This window comes from Prevotella sp. AM34-19LB (genome assembly GCF_003468525.1).
In the GTDB taxonomy this organism is placed as follows: domain Bacteria; phylum Bacteroidota; class Bacteroidia; order Bacteroidales; family Bacteroidaceae; genus Prevotella.
The window spans coordinates 1-19,952 of sequence record NZ_QSIG01000051.1 but is presented as its reverse complement, the minus strand read 5'-3'; the positions used below and the strand labels follow the sequence as shown (position 1 = coordinate 19,952).

Here is a 19,952-nt window from a genome sequence, read left to right as displayed (position 1 = left end):
CTTGATACTCATATACTTAATCTTTTAATAATTAATGGTTTACAAACTTACATTGTCACCGTTGCCGGAATCCTCGCCGGTGTTGCCGGTATTCTCACCTGTGCCGCCTCCGGTGGTGCTTCCTGGCTTGCCGGTCTCGTCTGTGCCGTCGCCAGCTGCCTCGTCCTTCTTGTACTTCTTTGCCTCCTCGATGTTGAGCGTCTTGGCGCCCGCCTTCTCAGCCTTCATGGCTGCAATCTGCAGAGCTCTGGATGCCACCTGCTTGTAATCCAGGTCGGTGAACTTGTTCTTCACCCCCTCTCCAGGAATATACTGGATGTTTGCCCCGGTGATGTTGACGTCGCTGCGGAAGTCGGCAGGATTATCTACTCCTGTACTTGTAAGCTGGAGACGGAACTTGCCCAGCTCGCCAAACTCCACCTGGTTACCGCGCTGAAGCTCTGTTACGAGGTTATCTACTGCGCTCACCAATACTGCGGTGCAGTCTGCACGGGATACGGTGGTCTGCTTCTCGATCAATCCCGCAAACATCTTGAGCGAGATGGAATCGTTGATCTGTGTGCAAGCGTAATACTTGCTGTCCGAGGTCTTGTCACCCGGCTTTGCCAAATGCTTTGCTAAACTAAAATTTACTGCCATACTACTAAAAAATTAAAAGATGAATAACTCTTGTTGTGTATCGGACTCTTCCCGATTACATATGCAAAGATACGACATCCGGCAGGGGCGAATTGCACACTTTGGTTCAAGATGGTTCATTTTCGTCCTTTTTGGTTCACTTTGGTTCAAGATGGTACTCTTTCGCCTGCGTCATATATGATACTTGCCTGCGTCATATATGATACTCGCCTGCGTCATATATGATACTTGCCAGCGTCATATATGATACTTGCCAGCGTCATATATGATGCACTCTCATGCCATATTGAGTGTAGGCTGATGCCCAATATGCCTCCTGCAAGCATCCTATATGCCGATATCTGAAACCATCTTTCCTGGTGTTGCTACACTCTCGGGGAGTGGGTGATTTTTATGCTACCATCTCGGCGAGAAACAGCTACCATCTCGGCGAATGGGGGTGGCTGAAGCTACACTTTCAGCGAGAGATTGAATGCTAAGTGCTTGATAATTAGGTGGATAGATTTGAAAAAATGCCCCTTATACTATACCATATATAGTAATATATATACTTTATTATACTTTTTATACTATACGTAAACGCGTGTGAGAAATCTTTTTTTTTAGAAATTTTGATGGAAAATGTATTTTTTTCTTTGTTTTTCTTGGTTATTTCGAAAAAAGGTGTTACTTTTGCAATCGGTTAGCTGAAATGGCATCAAAAGCTATGGCAAAAAGCTGTTGTGTCATAAGGCTGATACAAGTGAGGGTTTTACAAATACTCCGAGAGTTCAGGACTAACCTCTTTCCTGTTCTTGTGAGTTTGGCATTGGATCCTTACCTGGGCATTCTGTGTCCGATTGGTTCGAAGAAAAGAATAATCGGCACGGAACGATGGTAGGAGTATCAAAATGCCAAAGATGTTGATTATTATGAGGTTTTAATTCCCGAAAGGGAAGATAGTCAGCATCAATTTGTTATCTTCACCTATCCTTCTGTGTCGATTTCTTTTTAAAATATAAATTTGCCTACCTTGAAAAAGGCAGACGACAACTAATAAGGAAAAGAAATGACAATACCTAGAAACAACGTAATCTCCCTGCTGGGAGTTCAAGGACTGTCGCGAAACAATTATTCCGTTGTGCAGCTCAAGGTAGTTTTGGCCATTGTAGGCCATGCTCAGAAAGTGATTAAGGACTACGTGGTAGATGGCCAAATGCCTAATAAGTCTATGCGTAAGCGTTTGACAGCCAAGCAGATGACTGATGGCTATGTTGTAGTCGTCATCCGCCTGTCGGATCTATGCGCCCATACCAGCCGCTATAGTCAGGTGAAGAATGCGATAGTGGATATGGCGAAGCGCAAGCCGATAGCCATCCCCTACAAGTGTGATGTGAACCAGGTGACCTATTACGCTGAATTTCCAAGACTTTTCTCTTGTGAATTCATCAGGATGGGAGGTCATCTGGCGGTGGAGTTCCGTTTCTCCAACGATCTGCTGGACTACTTCTACAGTTTCGACAAGGGGGTAGCCCATGTGCATCTGGATGTGGTGAATCACTGCTGCAGTGCGTCATCCATCAAGCTCTACATCATTACCCTCTGCTGGGCGTTGAAGGGATATACCAAGATAGATCCCAAGAAGTTTGTAGCGCTGATGCACGGCAAGGAGAATTATTACAAATACTTCAGCGATCTGATGTCGAAGAGCCTCCAGCCGGCACTCGACGACCAGAAGCGACTCTACGACTGTGGCATGGTGGATCAGTATCTCACGCTATCTGTCTGTTATTCAGACGAAGATGCCCCGAGAGCCGAGCAGCGCTGCGTGGGGTGGCCTACCTACCTGGTTTTTACGGTCCACTGCCGTGAGGATGAAGTGCAGGACGATAAGATTCCTGAGGAATTGCGCTCTCAACGTATCCAGCTGAAAATCAAGCTAATGAATCGTTATGATGTAAGCGAGGCTACTGCGAAGGAGCTGAGCAGTCATCTCTTTCTGGGAATGTTGGGTGACTTTGTGGTGTGGTTTGAGCGCAAGGAAAAATATGTTGCCGAGCGCATCCGTCTGCATCAGCCTATGAAGAAGGCAGCATATATCGTGAGTGCCCTCCGTGGTTTCTTCAAGGATAGAGGCAGTCTGCCTGTGAAATCTTCCGGGGCATCCTCTCCGGATCCTGTTCCCGTAGCCAAGCCTTTTCCTCCTGTTCCGTCTAACCTCAAAAATGACTAGCTTATGCAAGATGCCAATCACAATAACTATATGATGATGGGCAAGGCAGATCTCGCCTTGCAGTATTTCCCGATGGCGGGCGACAAGATTACGGCTCGCCGACACCTGATGTCATGGATCAAGCGCTGTCCACCCCTGTGGGAGGGCATCCGCCAACTGGGCTATCATCAGCGGTGTCAATACTTTTCTCCCAAAATGGTGCAATTGATTTACCATTTCCTGGGAGAGCCTGGCTAAAGGCTGAATAGTGAAAATTATTTATCATTACAGCAGTTTACAGGCTATTTTAGCCAAAAATCTCCCTATAAGCCAGAAAAAACTGTGCTTATAGGGAGATTTCAATTGCGCCGGATATCCCATTTTCCGGGCGTTTGAGAAGATAGAGATGAATGTTGAACTATATTACATCATTATTCTTATGCTTCTTCTTCAGTTTCTTCATCCTTCAATGACTCCAGAATCTCTACGAAAGGACTGTGGAAGGTGCTGAAGAGATGGAGAATCTCCTTGCGCTGCTCCTCATCCTCATCCCAAAGGCTGATCTCGCCCTTCTGGTGAGCCTTGATGAGCTTGGCGCAACGCTTGATCTTGCGCTTGTTGTTGCGAGCCTGCAACTGGTCGCCCTGGATAGGCTTCTGGCTTACATACGAGAAAGCTACAAGCTGGTTCATGAACATGTCGAACATCGGATTATCATGGCTCCAGTCGCTGTCCTTCAGCCAGAACCACTGGAAGGCATACTTCTGCTCCATGGCAATGAGGCTCTGTCCCAGGGTATCGATGTCGATGCCCTTTGCCATCTGCTCCTTGATGAAGGCAACGAGACTTTCTGGAGTAATCTCCAGCTCCACCTCGTGTGCGATGCTGCTGCCGGCAATGTTGATGCGCCAACGGTAGTTCTTGTTCTTGATCAGGGCAGAATGGGCATTCATCATCAGTTCGCTCAATTTTCCCTCAGACGGAATCTGATCTACTACGGCAAGGCGCTGGCGCTGGTCGCGAACCACCAGCTGGGCATCCTCATGACGGAGCACGCAGATATAAACCAGTTTGTTGTCGTCCAACTGCAAGGTGAAGCGGTCGTTGTTGTCATCACCTACGAATTCGTAGCGATACTCATCTACCTTGTCGTGAGCTACCTCCAGTTCATAGTGTACCTTGTTGCCCTCGCTGTCGTAGAGCGAGAAGCCGATGTATGGAATCTGAAGATAGAGTGAGAAAGGAATTCCCTCTTCCGGAATCAGGGTGAGGCGCAAGCCTTCGTCACCGAAGTCCTCCTTCTTGCAGACGAAGCCGTCGTCGGTCTTCTCCGCCTTTTCTACCTTCACGTCGCCATGGCGCCAGTAGATGTCAAAAGTGATGGTGTTTTCGTCCTCGCTGGTCACCTGGATGAAATCATCGATGTCCTGTCCCAGATAGATAACCTTGGCAGGTTCATATACCTCTGTATCATCATCTTCCAGAGGCTTTACCCACATTTCTCCCGGCATTGGGTCATCTTCCCATTCGTCCTCTTCTGCGGCAGCAGTGGATTTGAAGACCAGGAAGATCATTCTCTGTTCCTCTCTGCTTCCATCTTCCTTGCAAAGGAAAACCTTCGATTCCTTTGGGATGAAGAAGGAGTAGATAGATATGGGTTCTTACATAATGCTGTGTATTCCACCTCCGTCCAGATTGGCAAGGTGTGCTTGTTCGTATTATTTGTCATATCTGTTTTTTTGTATTATCCTATTGATTGATTTAAATTTCAAAAACGGATGCAAAGATACAGAGAAAAGCAGACAATACAAAATTTTACGGCCATTTTTTTGTTGTTTTTGCTTTAAAAGTTTGTGTTTAGGGAAAGCTTTTGCCCTTTACCTTTCCGCTACGTGCCGGTGACCGTTGGTTCAGGGCGTATGGATATTAGCCTGGTGAAACACAACAGCCCTGTACCTTTGGCTCTACGCAAGTGAGTTAATAATTAATAATTTCAGTGCCGAAACCATAATAAATTGTGGGAAATGACTGATTTCTCGATTTTTTTGTCTAATTTTGCACCTTGGTATAGAATGCCTTGGCTTCTAATGAGGCTCGGGGCAGGAGATACACATTATTTTATATATAAATTTAGGAAACAAGAAATTTAATAATAAGAATGAAGAAGAAAATTCAGTTCAGTCTCGTTTACCGAGACATGTGGCAGAGTTCTGGTAAGTTCCAGCCACGTAAGGATCAGTTGGCTAAGATTGCCCCAGTTATCATTGAAATGGGTTGCTTTAGCCGTGTAGAGACCAATGGTGGTGCTTTCGAGCAGGTTAACCTCCTCGCTGGTGAGAATCCTAATGATGCAGTTCGTGCATTCTGTAAGCCATTCAACGAGGTGGGCATCAAGACTCACATGCTCGACCGTGGATTGAACGCTCTTCGTATGTATCCTGTGCCAGACGATGTACGTGCCCTCATGTACAAGGTAAAGGCTAAGCAGGGTACCAATATCACCCGTATCTTCGATGGTTTGAACGATGTTCGTAACATCATTCCTTCTATCAAGTGGGCTAAGGAAGGTGGCATGACTCCACAGTGTGCACTCTGTATCACCAACTCTCCAGTACATACACTCGAATATTATATGAACATCGCCGACCAGCTCATCGCTGCCGGTGCTGAGGAAATCTGCTTGAAGGATATGGCTGGTATCGGTCAGCCTGCATTCCTCGGTAAGCTCACCAAGATGATTAAGGACAAGTATCCTGAGATCATCATCCAGTATCACGGTCACTCTGGTCCTGGTCTCTCTATGGCTTCTATCCTCGAGGTCTGCAACAATGGTGCCGACATCATCGATACAGCCATTGAGCCATTGTCATGGGGTAAGGTTCATCCAGACGTTATCTCTGTTATCAGCATGTTGAAGAACGAGGGCTTCGAGGTGCCTGAGATTAACATGAGCGCTTACATGAAGGCTCGTGCCATGACTCAGGAATTCATCGATGAGTGGCTCGGATATTTCATCAACCCAGGTAACAAGATCATGTCTTCATTGTTGCTCGGTTGTGGTCTCCCTGGCGGTATGATGGGTTCTATGATGGCAGACCTCGGCGGTATGCGTCAGACCATCAACAATATCCGCAAGAAGAAGGGTGAGGAAGAGTTGTCTATGGATGACCTCCTGATCAAGCTCTTCGACGAGGTAGAGTATGTATGGCCACGTGTAGGTTATCCTCCATTGGTAACACCATTCAGCCAGTATGTAAAGAACATCTCATTGATGAACCTCCTCACCATGGAGCAGGGCAAAGGCCGCTTCGTGATGATGGATGATTCTATGTGGGGGATGATTCTCGGTAAGAGTGGTAAGATTCCTGGAGAGATTGATCCAGAGCTTGTTGAGCTTGCCAAGAAGCAGGGCCGTGAGTTTACAGATGTAGATGCTCACACATTGCTCAGCAATGCACTTGACGACTTCAAGAAGGAGATGGACGAGAACGGTTGGGAGTATGGTCAGGATGATGAGGAGCTCTTCGAACTCGCTATGCACCCAGAGCAGTATAGAAACTTCAAGAGCGGTCAGGCAAAGAAGAACTTCCTGGCTGACCTCCAGAAGGCAAAGGATGCCAAGCTCGGCAGCACCTTGACTCCAGCTCAGCTCGCAGAGTTCAAGCATGCCAAGGCTGATGCTATCGTAGCACCAGTAGCCGGTCAGATTTTCTGGGAGTTCCAGGGCGAGGGCGAGTGCCAGCCAGCTGTAGAGCCATTCATCGGTAAGGAGTACAAGGAAGGTGATGCCTTCTGCTACATCCTCGCTCCATGGGGTGAGTTTGAGACCGTTCCTGCCGCTTTGGGTGGTAAGCTCGTGGAAATCAATGCTAAGCAGGGCAGCAAGATCCGCAAGGGTGATGTCATCGCTTACATTGAGCGCAACGCTGAGTAAACATTGAATTTATGGATTATCAAGCAATCATTGATAAGTATTATCCTGAGGATACGGAGCTTCGCCATATCCTCATCACACATAGTCAATCTGTAGCGCGAAAAGCGCTACAGATTGTTTCGTCTCATCCCGAACTGCATCTGGATGCCCGGTTTATAGAGGAAGCAGCCATGCTTCACGACATCGGAATCTTTCAGACCGATGCTCCTGGCATTCACTGTTTCGGTTCGCAGCCATACATCTGTCATGGCCGACTGGGTGCCGAACTGCTGCGCAAGGAAGGATATGAGCGACATGCTCGGGTATGCGAGCGCCACACCGGTGCCGGCATTACGAAAGAGCAGATCGAGAAGCAGCAACTGCCACTGCCTCACCAGGATTTTCTGCCGGAAACCATGGAGGAGAAGGTAATCTGCTATGCTGATAAATTCTTCAGCAAGACTCATCTCGACAAAGAAAAGAGTATCGAAAAGGCAGAGAAAAGTCTCGCTAAGTTTGGCGAGGAAGGAGTAAAGCGCTTCCAGGAATGGGAGCGGATATTTGAAAATAAAATATAATTTTCTGAAGTTTTATCGGGTTTATGAAACTCGAATATTTATTCTGAATGAGAAAACAATCAACTATAGCTGTTCTGATGTTTGCATCCATCGCTGCCATGATGGTTGCAAACCCGGGTATGCCTTCTAAAAAGAAAGACAAGAAGGCTCAGGTGGATTCTACTGCTGTGGCTGTGGGCGACTCCGTCTTTGTCGATTCGCTCGGCAATGAAATCATCAGTACGGAGACCGATACCACCCAGATGGACTCGCTGCAGAAGGCTATATGGAAACATAATAAGGTGGTGGATGACAGTATCCGACTCGACAGTATCAACAGAAAGAAGTCGGGAGGCATCGACGCACCTGTACAGTATCAGGCCGACGACTCGCTGGTATATGATGCCCACCACAAGGTGGCGCATCTCTATGGAAACTCGAACGTGAAGTACGAGAACATGGATCTTACCTCCGACCGTATCTCCATGGATCTGGACAAGAGCAATGTGAGAGCCAGCGGTACCAAGGACTCGATGGCTGATGGAGGCATCAAGGGAAAACCGGTCTTCAAGATGGGCAATGATACCTATGATACCGATACCATCAAGTTCAACTTCAAGAGCAAGAAGGCCCTTATTAATAATGTATATACCGAGCAGCAGGATGGATTCCTCACCGGTATGAAGTCGAAGCGAGATTCTTCGGGTGTCATCTATCTGCAGCATGGCAGATATACCACCTGCGATGATCCGCATCCCGACTTCTACATCTCGCTCTCCAGAGCCAAGGTGCGCCCGGGCAAGGATGTCATCTTCGGTCCCGCCTATCTCGTGGTCTGCGATGTGCCGATGCCGTTGGGTATCCCATACGGATTCTTCCCGTTCACCAAGAGCTACAGCAGCGGTTTCATCATGCCTACCTATGGTGATGAGAGCGACCGCGGTTTCTATCTCCGTGACGGTGGATATTATTTCGCCATCAGCGACAAGTGGGATCTGAAACTGCTGGGAGAAATCTACACCAAGGGTTCGTGGGGACTGTCTGCGGCAAGCAATTACCGCAAGCGATACAAGTATTCCGGTTCCTTCTTCTTCAGTTACCAGGATACGCAGACGGGTGACAAGGGAATGCCTGACTTCACCAAGCAGGAGAGTTTCAAGGTGCAGTGGAGTCACCGACAGGATTCCAAGGCAAATCCGTTCAGTTCGCTTTCGGCAAGCGTCAACTTCGCCACATCGAGCTATGAGCGCAACAACCTCAACTCGCTCTATAATCCTCAGACGATGACGCAGAGTACGAGAACCTCTTCCGTAAGCTGGAGTACCACTTTCTCGAGCATCGGAATGTCGCTCAGTTCTACGGCAAACCTCTCGCAGAATATGCGTAACTCATCCATAGCGATGACCTTGCCCGACCTGAACATCAGTATCTCCCGCTTCTATCCTTTCCGCAGAAAGAAGATGGTGGGTGATGAGAAATGGTACGAGAAGATAGCCATGAGCTATACCGGACAAATCTCCAACAGTATCAATACCAAGGAGGATAAGCTGATGCACAGTTCGCTCATCAAGGACTGGCGAAACGGATGGCAGCATCAGATTCCGGTGAGTGCATCGTTCACCCTCTTCAAATATCTCAACGTGAATCCTTCGTTCAACTTCACCGACCGTATGTACACCAACAAGGTGGAGAGATCATGGGATGCCACTGCGCAGAAAGAGGTTTGCGATACCACCTACGGATTCCACAACGTATATAACTGGAACATGAGCATAGGACTCTCTACCAAACTTTACGGCTTCTGGATTCCTAACCGCAAGCTGTTTGGCAACAGGATAGACAGGATCCGCCACGTGATTACCCCGACGGTAAGCTTCAGCTATGCACCTGATTTCGGAGCATCGCATTACGGCTATTGGGATACTTATCAGAAGACTGATGCCGACGGCAATGTATCGCTGGTAAGTTATTCGCCATATCAGAATGCCCTCTACGGTGTGCCGGGCAAGGGCAAGAGTGGTAACATTTCCTTCACGCTGGGCAACAACCTGGAGATGAAATGGAGGGACAAGAACGACAGCTTGAAGAAGGTGAGCCTCATTGATGCGTTTGATGTGAGCATGAGCTACAACACCGCTGCCAAGGTGCGCCCTTGGAGTGATATGAACATCAACCTGCGACTGAAGTGGTGGAAGAACTATACCTTCAACATGAACGCCGTGTTTGCCACCTACGCCTACGAGATGGATGAGAACGGAAACGTATATGTCGGCAACCACACCGAGTGGGGCAAGGGCAGGTTCGGACGATTCCAGGGAATGTCGCAGAACTTCTCGTTCACCTTGAATCCTGAGAAACTGAAGAAACTCTTCGGCGGAGGCAGTGATGAGGACGACAAGGACAAGAACAAGCGTAAGGACGATGACGATGAAGGTATGGATACCGACATAGAGAGCAACGTGGACGACAGTATGGAGAAGGGAAAGACGGGAGCCAAGAAGAGCGGTGGCGGAAAAGCCAAGACCGACTCTGACGGCTATATGGCATTCAAGATGCCATGGTCGCTCACCTTCGGATATGGTATCACCATGCGTGAGGATACCCGAAGAGAGAAGTTCAACGAGAAATCGATGAGATATCCATACAAGTTCACCCAGAACCTGAATATGAGCGGTAACGTTCGTATCAGCGACGGATGGAACATCAGCTTCTCTTCCGGTTATGATTTTGATAATCATAAGCTGAGTATGACCACCGCAAGTCTGGCTCGCGACCTGCACTGCTTCAACATGAGCTGTTCGGTAGTGCTGGCGCCATATACCAGCTATAACTTCACCTTCCGATGCAATGCAGCCACATTGACGGATGCCTTGAAGTATGATAAGCGAAGCGGTTATTCGAATGCTGTACAGTGGTATTAAGCCACCCGAAACGATATGAAATAGCAAGACGAGGATAGCAAGTATTGAGAAAATGCTGGTTATCCTCGTTTTTTTTATGACCCGATATTTGGATATGTCGATTTTTAATCGTATTTTTGTAGCGATTATCTGAAAATAAGTAATCAGACTAAATATTATATATAATGAACAAGAAAACCGTATCTATTTTAACCTTTGCGATGCTGGGGGCACTTTCTGCCACCGCACAGCATAAGACAGCATTGTCTTACTGGTTCGACACGCCTGTAACCCTGAAGGGACAGCAAGTTTGGTATGGAGGCCATCCTGAGAAATGGACTCACAAGAAGCCTATCTCGGCTGGTGATACCTCCCGCAATCCGGATTCGGATTGGGAGTCAAAGTCATTGCCTATCGGTAATGGAAGCATCGGTGCCAATATCCTGGGATCGGTAGAGGCTGAACGCATCACCCTGAACGAGAAGACGCTCTGGCGTGGCGGTCCGAATACCAAGAAGGGGGCTGCTTATTACTGGGATGTAAACAAGAATTCTGCCCATGTGATGCAGGAAATCAGAGATGCCTTTGCTGCCAACGACTGGGAGAAGGCTTCGCAGCTTACCCGCAAGAACTTCAACAGTCCGGTGCCATACGAGTCTTATGCCGAGGATCCGTTCCGTTTCGGTAGCTTTACCACGATGGGCGAGGCGTATATCGAGACCGGATTGAGCACCGTGGGAATGTCGAAATATCGCCGTGCCCTGTCGCTCGATTCTGCTTTGGCCACCGTTTCTTTCGTCAAGGATGAAGTGAGCTATCAGCGTGAATATTTCATCTCTTATCCAGCCAATGTGATGGCTATCCGATATAAGGCTTCCCGTCCTGGTAAGCAGAATCTCGTATTCTCTTATGCGCCTAACCCTGTCTCTACAGGCAAGATGGTGGCTGACGGCAAGAACGGTCTGCTCTGGGATGCACGTCTCGATAATAACGATATGCAGTATGCCATCCGCATCCGTGCCATCAACAAGGGCGGTAGCCTTTCTAACGAAGGTGGAAAGCTGACCGTGAAGGGTGCCGACGAGGTGGTATTCCTCATTTCTGCCGATACCGATTACAAGGCAAACTATAACCCTGAATACAACGATCCTAAGACCTACGTGGGCGTGGATCCGCTGGCCACTACCCAGAACTGGGTGAGCAAGGCAGAGGGCAAGGGTTATGCGCAGCTGCTGGATGAGCATTACAAGGATTACAGCCGTCTGTTCAATCGCGTGAGTCTGAATCTGAATGATGCGGCTAATGCCAACGATATGCCTATCGATGAGCGCCTGGCTAACTACCGCAAGGGAGCTAAGGATTTCTATCTGGAACAGCTCTACTATCAGTTTGGCCGCTATCTCCTCATTGCCTCTTCACGTCCTGGCAATATGCCTGCCAACCTGCAGGGTGTATGGCACAACAACGTGGATGGTCCTTGGCGTGTTGACTACCATAACAACATCAATCTCCAGATGAACTACTGGCCAGCCTGCACCACCAACCTGAGCGAATGCGAGCTTCCGCTCTTCGACTTCATCCAGACACAGGTGAAGCCGGGTGAGAAGACAGCCAAGTCATATTATGGTACCCGTGGCTGGACCACATCTGTATCCAGCAACATCTTCGGTTTCACTTCTCCGCTGGCAAGCGAGGATATGTCTTGGAACTTCTCTCCATTTGCCGGTCCATGGTTGGCTACCCATCTCTGGGATTATTACGACTATACCCGCGATAAGAAGTTCCTGAGCGAGACAGCCTACGATATCATCAAGGGAAGTGCCAACTTCGCTACGGATTATCTGTGGCACCGCAAGGATGGCGTCTATACAGCGGCTCCTTCCACCTCTCCGGAGCACGGACCGATAGACGAGGGTGCCACCTTCGCTCATGCCGTGATTCGTGAGATTCTGCTCGATGCCGTAGAGGCGAGCAAGATTCTGGGTAAGGATGCCAAGGATCGCAAGCAGTGGGAAGATGCCCTGAAGCACATTGCTCCTTATCAGATTGGCCGTTACGGACAGTTGATGGAGTGGTCGAAGGATATAGATGATCCTAAGGATGAGCATCGCCATGTGAACCATCTCTTTGGTCTGCATCCGGGCCGCACCATTTCGCCTATCACCACTCCTGTGCTGGCGAAGGCTTCCAAGGTGGTATTGGAGCATCGCGGTGATGGTGCAACCGGTTGGTCTATGGGTTGGAAGTTGAACCAGTGGGCTCGTCTGCACGATGGCAACCATGCCTACAAGCTTTATGGCAACCTGCTGAAGAATGGTACGCTGGATAATCTTTGGGATACGCATGCCCCATTCCAGATTGACGGTAACTTTGGCGGAACAGCGGGTATCACCGAGATGTTGATGCAGAGCCACATGGGCTTTATCCATCTCCTGCCAGCCCTGCCTGATGCATGGCAGAAGGGTTCCATCAAGGGTCTCCGTGCCAAGGGCAATTTCACGGTGGATATCTATTGGGACAACGGCCGCCTTACCAAGGCTGTCATTCTCTCCGGCTCCGGCGAACCTTGTCAGGTAAGATATGGAGATAAGGTGAAGAAGATGAAGACCCAGAAGGGCAAGACCTATGAGGTTAAGTTTTAATCAATAAAAAATGTGGTTGATAAAACGGATTTGTTTTTCCGTTCTATCAACCACTTTCTTTTTATAAGATTGGTCTCTGAAATGCCTTCACCTTTTTGGGGGATTATTCCTTGAGATGCTTCAGCCTTCTCTTTGCCTCGGGATGGCTAGGATAGAGGGTGAGCGCCTTTCTGTAATTGGTGACAGCTGCTTCTTTCATGCCCTCTTTCTCGCACTCCTTACCCATGATGACATACTCCGTGGCAAGGCGCTTCAGGAATTTCTCCTGCTTCTTCTTTTCTTCATCCTTCTGCTTGATAACTTCACGCAACCGCTCGTTCTCTGCCTGCAACTCATTCACCTTGTTCAGCTTCTTGCGGATGAAGCGCTTGGCTAGCGGATGCTCGATGTCGTAACGGCTGTGGATGGCGAGGAAGAAATTATCCAGGGCGGTTTGCATGTCACCTTTGTCATACGCTTTTACGGCATCATGATACTGTCTGTCTGCCTTGCTCTGCGTCAACACCGTGTGGATGGTGTTCTGGTTGTTATACTGGCGGGCAAACTGCTTCACCTCGTTGCGCACGAATATCTCGCTGGGACGGATAGGTTCCTGCAGACTGATTCCCTCCAGACTGGTGCAGCGGGATAATGCCACATAGGTCTGACCGCCTGCAAAAACTCCTCCCGTGAAATCAATCTTGACCTGATTGAAAGTCAGACCCTGGCTCTTGTGTACGGTAATTGCCCAGGCTAGTCGGATTGGGTATTGTTCGTATCTGCCTATTTCCTCTTCCTCAATCTTTTTTTCCACCTCGTTGAAATGATAGCGCATATTGCTCCAGGCGGCAGGTTCTACCATCACATCCTGTCCATTCTCCGTGCGTACATATATCTTGGCATCATCCTCATCATCGAACCCGATGATGGTGCCCAGGGTACCGTTCACCCATTGGTGCTCGATATCATTCTTGATAAAGATAATCTGTGCTCCGGTCTTCAGATACAGTTCGATTGGGGTAGGCAGACTGCTTTCCGGAAACTCGCCCTGGATATTGCCCCGGAAGAGTGTTGGCTCTCCTGGCAGGAGCTTGAGCTGGTTCTCGTTGATGAAATCCACGGTATCTCGGCGGGTGGAGAGGGTGATGGCAAGCTTGGAATCACTCTCGTCGAGTTGGGCGCCCACCCGCTGGTTGAGCAGCTGAAGGTCTTGACTCTGTGCCTGACTGGTTCGGATATGGTCGAGGATGCCGATGAAGACAGGGTCGCTCTGGCGATAAACTTTCTTGAGTTCGATGCTGACGAGCTGGAACTGCTGGAAGATCTTGGCATCGAAGAAGAAGCTGCTGCGATAGAAAGGATTCAGCAGTTTGCGGTCCTCCTCCTTTACTACCGGTTCCAACTGATAGATGTCGCCCACCAGCAGAAGTTGCTTTCCTCCGAACGGCTCCCTCATATTGCGGCAATACACACGCAGCACCTTGTCGATGAAATCGATGATGTCTGCACGCACCATACTGATCTCATCGATGATGATGAGTTCCACTTCACGGATAATCTTGATTTTCTCGGAATTATACTTCAATGTATTCCGGATGTTGCGCACGGAATACATACTGTCGTTGGGCAGCAAGGGGTGGAAGGGCAGCTTGAAGAAACTGTGCAGGGTGCTTCCGCCGGCATTGATGGCTGCGATGCCTGTAGGTGCCAGAACGATGTGTTTCTTCTTGGTATTGGCTGCGATGTACCGCAGAAAAGTAGATTTACCCGTCCCCGCCTTTCCGGTGAGGAAAAGCGAACGACGGGTAAACTGTATGATTTGGAGTGCATTCTGCAGCTCTGCATTGTCGAGATCAATCATATTTTATTTTTAAAGGTCGTCGAAGTTGACAGGCTGTTCTGTTGGCTTTGTCTTCTTCTTCTCTTTCTTTTCTTCTGTAGCTCCTGAAGCAGAAGATTCTCCTTCCGACTTGACTGCAGGAACCTCCTTGGTAATAGGATTGCCGTTTTCGTCGAGGATGATTTCCTCTGTGAATGCGGTGCTATCCACACGGGTAGTATCTACCTTTGGTTTTGGTGCATAGCTTGCGCAGATATACATATCTCGTGTGATGTCGCCATCCTGTGGCTTGTCGAACTTGGCGTGATACTGCTGGAAGGCAGGATCGCCGAATACAGACTGCATGAAGTAACCGCATATTGGCAATGCTGTTCGGGAACCCTGACCCAAGGCTCCGGTGCGGAAGTGGAGACAGCGATATTCGCCACCTACCCAGGCACCGACTACCAGTTTAGGGCTGACGCACATGAACCAGGCATCAGAGTGATTGTTGGTAGTACCTGTCTTTCCGCCAAACTCGGTGTCACGGTATTTGCCTACATATCCCCAAAGGCTCTGCGAAGTACCGCCTGGCTCTCGCATACCGCCCTGCAGCAACTGCTGCATCAGGAAGGCACTCTTGTAAGGAATCACCTGCTCCTCTGTAGAAGGACCTTCATATACCACCTTGCCGTCGTGGTCCACAATCTTGGTAACCAATACCGGGTCGTGGTGCTTACCATTGTTTGAAATAGTACTGTATGCGCAGGCCATCTCCAGCAGGTTCACATCGCTGGAACCCAAGGCAAGAGCTGGTGTATCATCCAGAGGACTGTTGATACCCATCTTCTGGGCAGTCTCGATGATGCGCTTGATGCCCATCTCCTGTCCCAGGCGTACTGCCACGGAGTTGATACTCTTGGCAAAGGCACTCTTCAATGGGATGCTGTCGCCTGAGAACGAACCGTTGGCATTGGATGGTCTCCAGGTGGTCATCTCGTGCTTCTTCTTGTCATATACCTCCATCGAGATATATTCGTCGCGGCGCTTGTCGCAAGGAGTCAATCCCTGGTTCATCGCCTCGGTATAGACGAAGAGCTTGAAGGTAGAACCCGGCTGGCGCTCGGCTGTTACCTTGTCATACTTCCAGTGGTCGAAGTCGATGTCGCCCACCCATGCCTTTACGGCTCCCGTCTGTGGCTCCATAGCCACGAAAGCGCTGTGCATGAAGGTAGTCATATACTTGATGCTATCTTCAGAAGTCATGTTGATGGTGATGCTTCCCTTGTCGTAATCGAATACCTTAACCGGGTGAACCCACTCCTTATAATAGTAGTTCACTGAGTCTGGATTGTTAGGGAAACGAGCCACCAGTTCCTTGTAGAAAGGCTGTCGCTCGGCGATGCCCTGGATGAAGTTTGGAATTACCTGATGGTTCTCATCCTGCCAAGGTTCCTGTCCCATCCATTTTCCCTTTCCTGCCTGTGTGCGGCGGATGCTCCAGTGGTTGTTGAAGTTCTGCTGAACCTGCTTCATCTGCTTGCGGGCAGCCTCCTCGGCATACTTCTGCATGCGGGTATCAATGGTGGTGTAGATTTTCAAGCCACTGGTGTAGAGGTCGTAACCTTCTTCCTTGCACCAGTCTTTCAGGTAGTTGGCTACAGCCTCACGGAAGTATTTAGCCTGTCCGTCGTAGTTTTCCTCTACCTTGAAGTCGAGCTTGATAGGCTCAGCCTTCAGCTGGTCGTATTCTGCATGTGACAGATCGCCGTGTGTCACCATATTATATAATACGGTGTTGCGGCGTGCCAGACTGTTCTCCGGATTGGTACGTGGATTGTAATAGGTGGTAGCCTTCAGCATACCCACGAGTACGGCAGCCTGGTCGGTGGTCAACTCCTTAGGAGTGGTATTGAAGTAAGTCTTGGCGGCAGTCTTGATACCGTAAGAGTTACTACCGAAATCCACGGTGTTGGCATACATGGTGATGATTTCCTTCTTAGAGAAAACCGTCTCCAGCTTCACGGCGATGATCCACTCCTTGCTCTTGATGATGAGCAGGCGGAGTACAGGCACCTTGCCGAGCAATCCCGTAGAATACTGCGAACGGACGCGGAACATATTCTTTGCCAGCTGCTGCGTGATGGTAGAAGCACCACGGCCATTGTGATGCAGGAGAGCATCCTTGGCAGCAGCGAAAACGCCGATAGGGTCGATACCGATATGCTTGTAGAAACGTTCATCCTCGGTATCTACCAGAGCCTTGAAGAAGGCAGGGTTCACCTCGTCGTATTCTACAGGAGTACGATTCTCATTGAAATACTTACCGATGAGCTTGCCATCGGCACTATAAATCAAGGAAGCCTCGGAAGTCTGAGGATTCAGAATACCTGAAAAATAACCAGGTGACTTACCGAAAAGCCATAAGAAGTTAATATCGACAGCACCTAAATAAAGGATAAAGGCGACAATACAACTTGCCAAGGCGACTAACGTCTTGGTGTACCACGCTCTTCCCTGATACAATGTCTTGTACCAAGGCCAAAAGGCGCAAAGCTTTTGCCATATCCAGGCAAAGATAGTCTTGACTTTGTTCATAATCGTTTTTCTGTTTTTGTCGGTGCAAAGGTACAATAATAATTTGAAAAACCATCAATCTTTGTGTTTTTATTTGTTATAAAGTCTCAATCGATGTGTATGAAATGTTACAGGAACTTTATCGGATGTTTCATTCCGGCGGAAATCTTCTGTTTTTAACTTTTTTCACCATAAAAAAACTCTTAAAATGCTTGCTGAAATAAAAAATATTAGTACCTTTGCGCTCAGCAAAAACAAGTCGATTATATAAAAACTTAATATAAAACAAAAGAATTATGGTAAGCAACAACATTCCACAAGTAAAGCTCGGTATTATTGCCGTTAGCCGTGACTGTTTTCCAATTGCGCTTTCTACTCAGCGCCGTGAGAACATCGTAAAAGAGTACAAAGGTGAGATCTTCAACTGCCAGACTACAGTTGAGAACGAGAAAGATATGCTCAAGGCTGTGGCTGAAGTGAAGGAGCAGGGCTGCAACGCTCTGGTTGTATTCCTTGGTAACTTCGGTCCTGAGACCCCTGAGACTTTGATTGCAAAGAACTTCGATGGTCCTGTTATGTTCGTAGCAGCTGCTGAAGGTGATGGCGACATGATCAATGGTCGTGGTGATGCATACTGCGGTATGCTCAACTGCTCTTACAACCTCGGTATGCGCCACTTGAAGGGTTATATCCCTGAGTATCCTGTAGGCACAGCTGCAGAAGTAGCCAAGATGATTGCAGACTTCGTACCAGTGGCTCGCGTCATCCTCGGTTTGAAGGGCTTGAAGATTATCACCTTCGGTCCACGTCCTCAGGACTTCTTCGCCTGCAACGCTCCTATCAAGGGCTTGTATGAATTGGGTGTAGAGATTGAGGAGAACTCTGAGCTCGACCTCCTCGTAGCTTACAAGGAGCACGAGAACGACCCACGTATCGAAGAGGTTTGCGCTGATATGGCCAAGGAGATGGGCGAGGGATGCTACTATCCTGATCTCAGCCGCAGAATGGCACAGTTTGAGTTGACATTGCTCGACTGGGCAGAGGCTCACAAGGGTTCTCGCCAGTATGTAGCATTCGCAGACAAGTGCTGGCCAGCCTTCCCAAGCCAGTTCGGTTTTGAGCCTTGCTATGTAAACAGCCGTCTCGTTAGCCGCGGTATTCCTGTAGCTTGCGAGGTTGATATCTATGGTGCTTTGTCAGAGTACATCGGTATGTGTGCATCTGATGATACAGTAACATTGCTCGACATCAACAACTCTGTTCCTCAGTATATCTATGATGAGGACATCAAGGGTAAGTACGATTACAAGTTGACTGATACCTTTATGGGCTTCCACTGCGGTAACACTCCACAGTGCAAGATGTGCTCTAGCCGTAAGATCAAGTATCAGTTGATTCAGAACCGCTTGTTGGAGAATGGTGGTACACCAGACTTCACCCGTGGTACTTTGGAGGGTGACATCGCTGCATCTGATATCACATTCTATCGCTTGCAGTGCGATTCAGAGGGTAACCTCCGTTCTTACATCGCAGAGGGTGAGGTTCTCGATGTTCCTACCCGTTCATTCGGTGGTATCGGTATCTTCGCCATCAACGAGATGGGCCGCTTCTATCGTCACGTCTTGGTTCAGAAGGGCTATCCACACCACGGAGCCGTAGCTTTCTCTCACGTAGGCAAGACCCTGTTCGAGGTATTCAAGTATCTTGGCATCAAGGATATCGCTTACAACCAGCCAGCTAGCCTGCCTTATCCAACCGAGAATCCTTGGAAGTAAGAATACAAGAGGGTGTGACAAAAGTACATGACACACCCTCTTTTTTTCATCGATTTTCTTCATCGGATTACGCTGAGCTAACGGAACATTCTTGCTCCACGGATTACGCACGGAATTTAAACGGCTTTGGCCTTGCGGCCATTGGACTAGTGCCGTAGTGCTCCGGCTTTAGGGGGTATCGCCACGACCGTGAGGTCGAGTTTCCGTTTAAAATCCGTGCGTAATCCGAGGAAGGTGGTTAAAGTTCCGTTTATTCCGCGTAATCCGATGAATAATGATACACCCTTTCTTCTTTTATTAAAAAAATGAAATGTTCCCCACATTTCTTGGCAATCTCCTAAATAAGTGCTAAGTTTGCACCATGAAAGAACCTAGATTGATAGAATTAACAGAAATGAAACCAGGTTATTTGGCAAGTATCAATAACCTATTGTCGCAGTTGAGTGATAGCGTACATACTATCACCGAGGAAGAATTGAACACCTTGCTCTCCTCATCCCAAAGTCATCTCTATGTCTTGGAATCCGATGGACAATTCATCGGTATGACCACCCTCTGCCTTTATCAGTGCCCTACCGGATGGAAGGCATGGATAGAAGATGTGGTGGTGGATAGAAACTTTCGCGGCAAGGGATATGGCAAGCTGATGATTCTGCAGGTGATGGAACAGTGCAGGAAGAAGGGAGAGGTAACGCTGATGCTCACCTCGCGCCCATCCCGTGTCGTTGCCAACCAGCTCTATCAGAGCCTGGGCTTCGAAAAGAGAGAAACCAACGTCTATAAAATGAAATTCTAAAATATCAGAAAGTGAGGGTGTGTTACAAGTCTAAATAATGGTAGACGAGGACGGGCTGAAAGCCCAAAAGCTCCTAGCCCAGGGCAGCGCCCTGGGTAATGTTGGCAAAAAACAAGGTCGCCCTGAAAGGGCAAAAGCTTTGAATTTGAAAGCTTTTGACCCAT

Annotated in this window: 12 protein-coding genes; 8 read left to right on the top strand and 4 right to left on the bottom strand. The window is 48.5% G+C overall.

The genetic code is table 11. The features are described from left to right. Positions 1-39: 39 nt before the first annotated feature. Positions 40-639: an HU family DNA-binding protein gene (locus tag DW830_RS12910; protein ID WP_119250188.1), complete on the bottom strand. Its 600-nt coding sequence runs from the start codon at positions 637-639 to the stop codon at positions 40-42. A gap of 1,048 nt (positions 640-1,687) precedes the next feature. Here DW830_RS12910 and DW830_RS12905 point away from each other — a divergent pair. Then, entirely contained in the window at positions 1,688-2,851 is a 1,164-nt protein-coding gene (locus DW830_RS12905) for a replication initiation protein (RefSeq protein ID WP_119250187.1), read from the top strand. A gap of 3 nt (positions 2,852-2,854) precedes the next feature. Next, entirely contained in the window at positions 2,855-3,088 is a 234-nt protein-coding gene (locus DW830_RS12900) for a DUF4248 domain-containing protein (RefSeq protein WP_233544530.1), read from the top strand. A gap of 179 nt (positions 3,089-3,267) precedes the next feature. On the opposite strand, the gene DW830_RS12895 is transcribed toward DW830_RS12900, so the two are convergent. After that, positions 3,268-4,404, bottom strand: a complete 1,137-nt coding sequence (locus DW830_RS12895) for a hypothetical protein (protein WP_119250186.1) — start codon at positions 4,402-4,404, stop codon at positions 3,268-3,270. A gap of 584 nt (positions 4,405-4,988) precedes the next feature. Between DW830_RS12895 and DW830_RS12890 the strand changes: the two genes are divergently transcribed. The 4 genes from DW830_RS12890 (at position 4,989) to DW830_RS12875 (ending at position 12,842) form a co-directional block, all read left to right on the top strand. Continuing rightward, on the top strand, positions 4,989-6,764 hold the full coding sequence (locus DW830_RS12890; protein WP_119250185.1) for an oxaloacetate decarboxylase: 1,776 nt from the start codon (positions 4,989-4,991) through the stop codon (positions 6,762-6,764). An 11-nt stretch (positions 6,765-6,775) separates the two neighbouring features. Next, a complete protein-coding gene (locus DW830_RS12885) occupies positions 6,776-7,321 on the top strand; it encodes an HDIG domain-containing metalloprotein (protein WP_119250184.1) in 546 nt (181 codons plus the stop codon). Between the two features lie 47 nt (positions 7,322-7,368). Next, positions 7,369-10,221, top strand: a complete 2,853-nt coding sequence (locus DW830_RS12880; protein ID WP_119250183.1) for a putative LPS assembly protein LptD — start codon at positions 7,369-7,371, stop codon at positions 10,219-10,221. A gap of 164 nt (positions 10,222-10,385) precedes the next feature. Continuing rightward, positions 10,386-12,842, top strand: coding sequence for a glycosyl hydrolase family 95 catalytic domain-containing protein (locus tag DW830_RS12875; RefSeq protein ID WP_119250182.1), 2,457 nt, complete (start codon positions 10,386-10,388; stop codon positions 12,840-12,842). 103 nt (positions 12,843-12,945) lie between these two features. Here the strand turns inward: DW830_RS12875 and DW830_RS12870 are convergent, their stop codons facing one another. Beyond that, positions 12,946-14,682, bottom strand: coding sequence for an AAA family ATPase (locus DW830_RS12870; RefSeq protein ID WP_199656147.1), 1,737 nt, complete (start codon positions 14,680-14,682; stop codon positions 12,946-12,948). A gap of 9 nt (positions 14,683-14,691) precedes the next feature. Further along, on the bottom strand, positions 14,692-17,238 hold the full coding sequence (locus DW830_RS12865; protein ID WP_119250181.1) for a transglycosylase domain-containing protein: 2,547 nt from the start codon (positions 17,236-17,238) through the stop codon (positions 14,692-14,694). 275 nt (positions 17,239-17,513) lie between these two features. On the opposite strand from DW830_RS12865, the gene DW830_RS12860 reads away from it, so the two are divergent. Together DW830_RS12860 and DW830_RS12855 are read left to right on the top strand one after the other, a co-directional pair. After that, entirely contained in the window at positions 17,514-18,992 is a 1,479-nt protein-coding gene (locus DW830_RS12860) for an L-fucose/L-arabinose isomerase family protein (protein ID WP_119250180.1), read from the top strand. Positions 18,993-19,386: 394 nt separating this feature from the next. Then, positions 19,387-19,788 (top strand): GNAT family N-acetyltransferase, encoded by a 402-nt coding sequence (locus DW830_RS12855; RefSeq protein ID WP_158573504.1) that lies wholly within the window; start codon positions 19,387-19,389, stop codon positions 19,786-19,788. Positions 19,789-19,952: the final 164 nt, after the last annotated feature.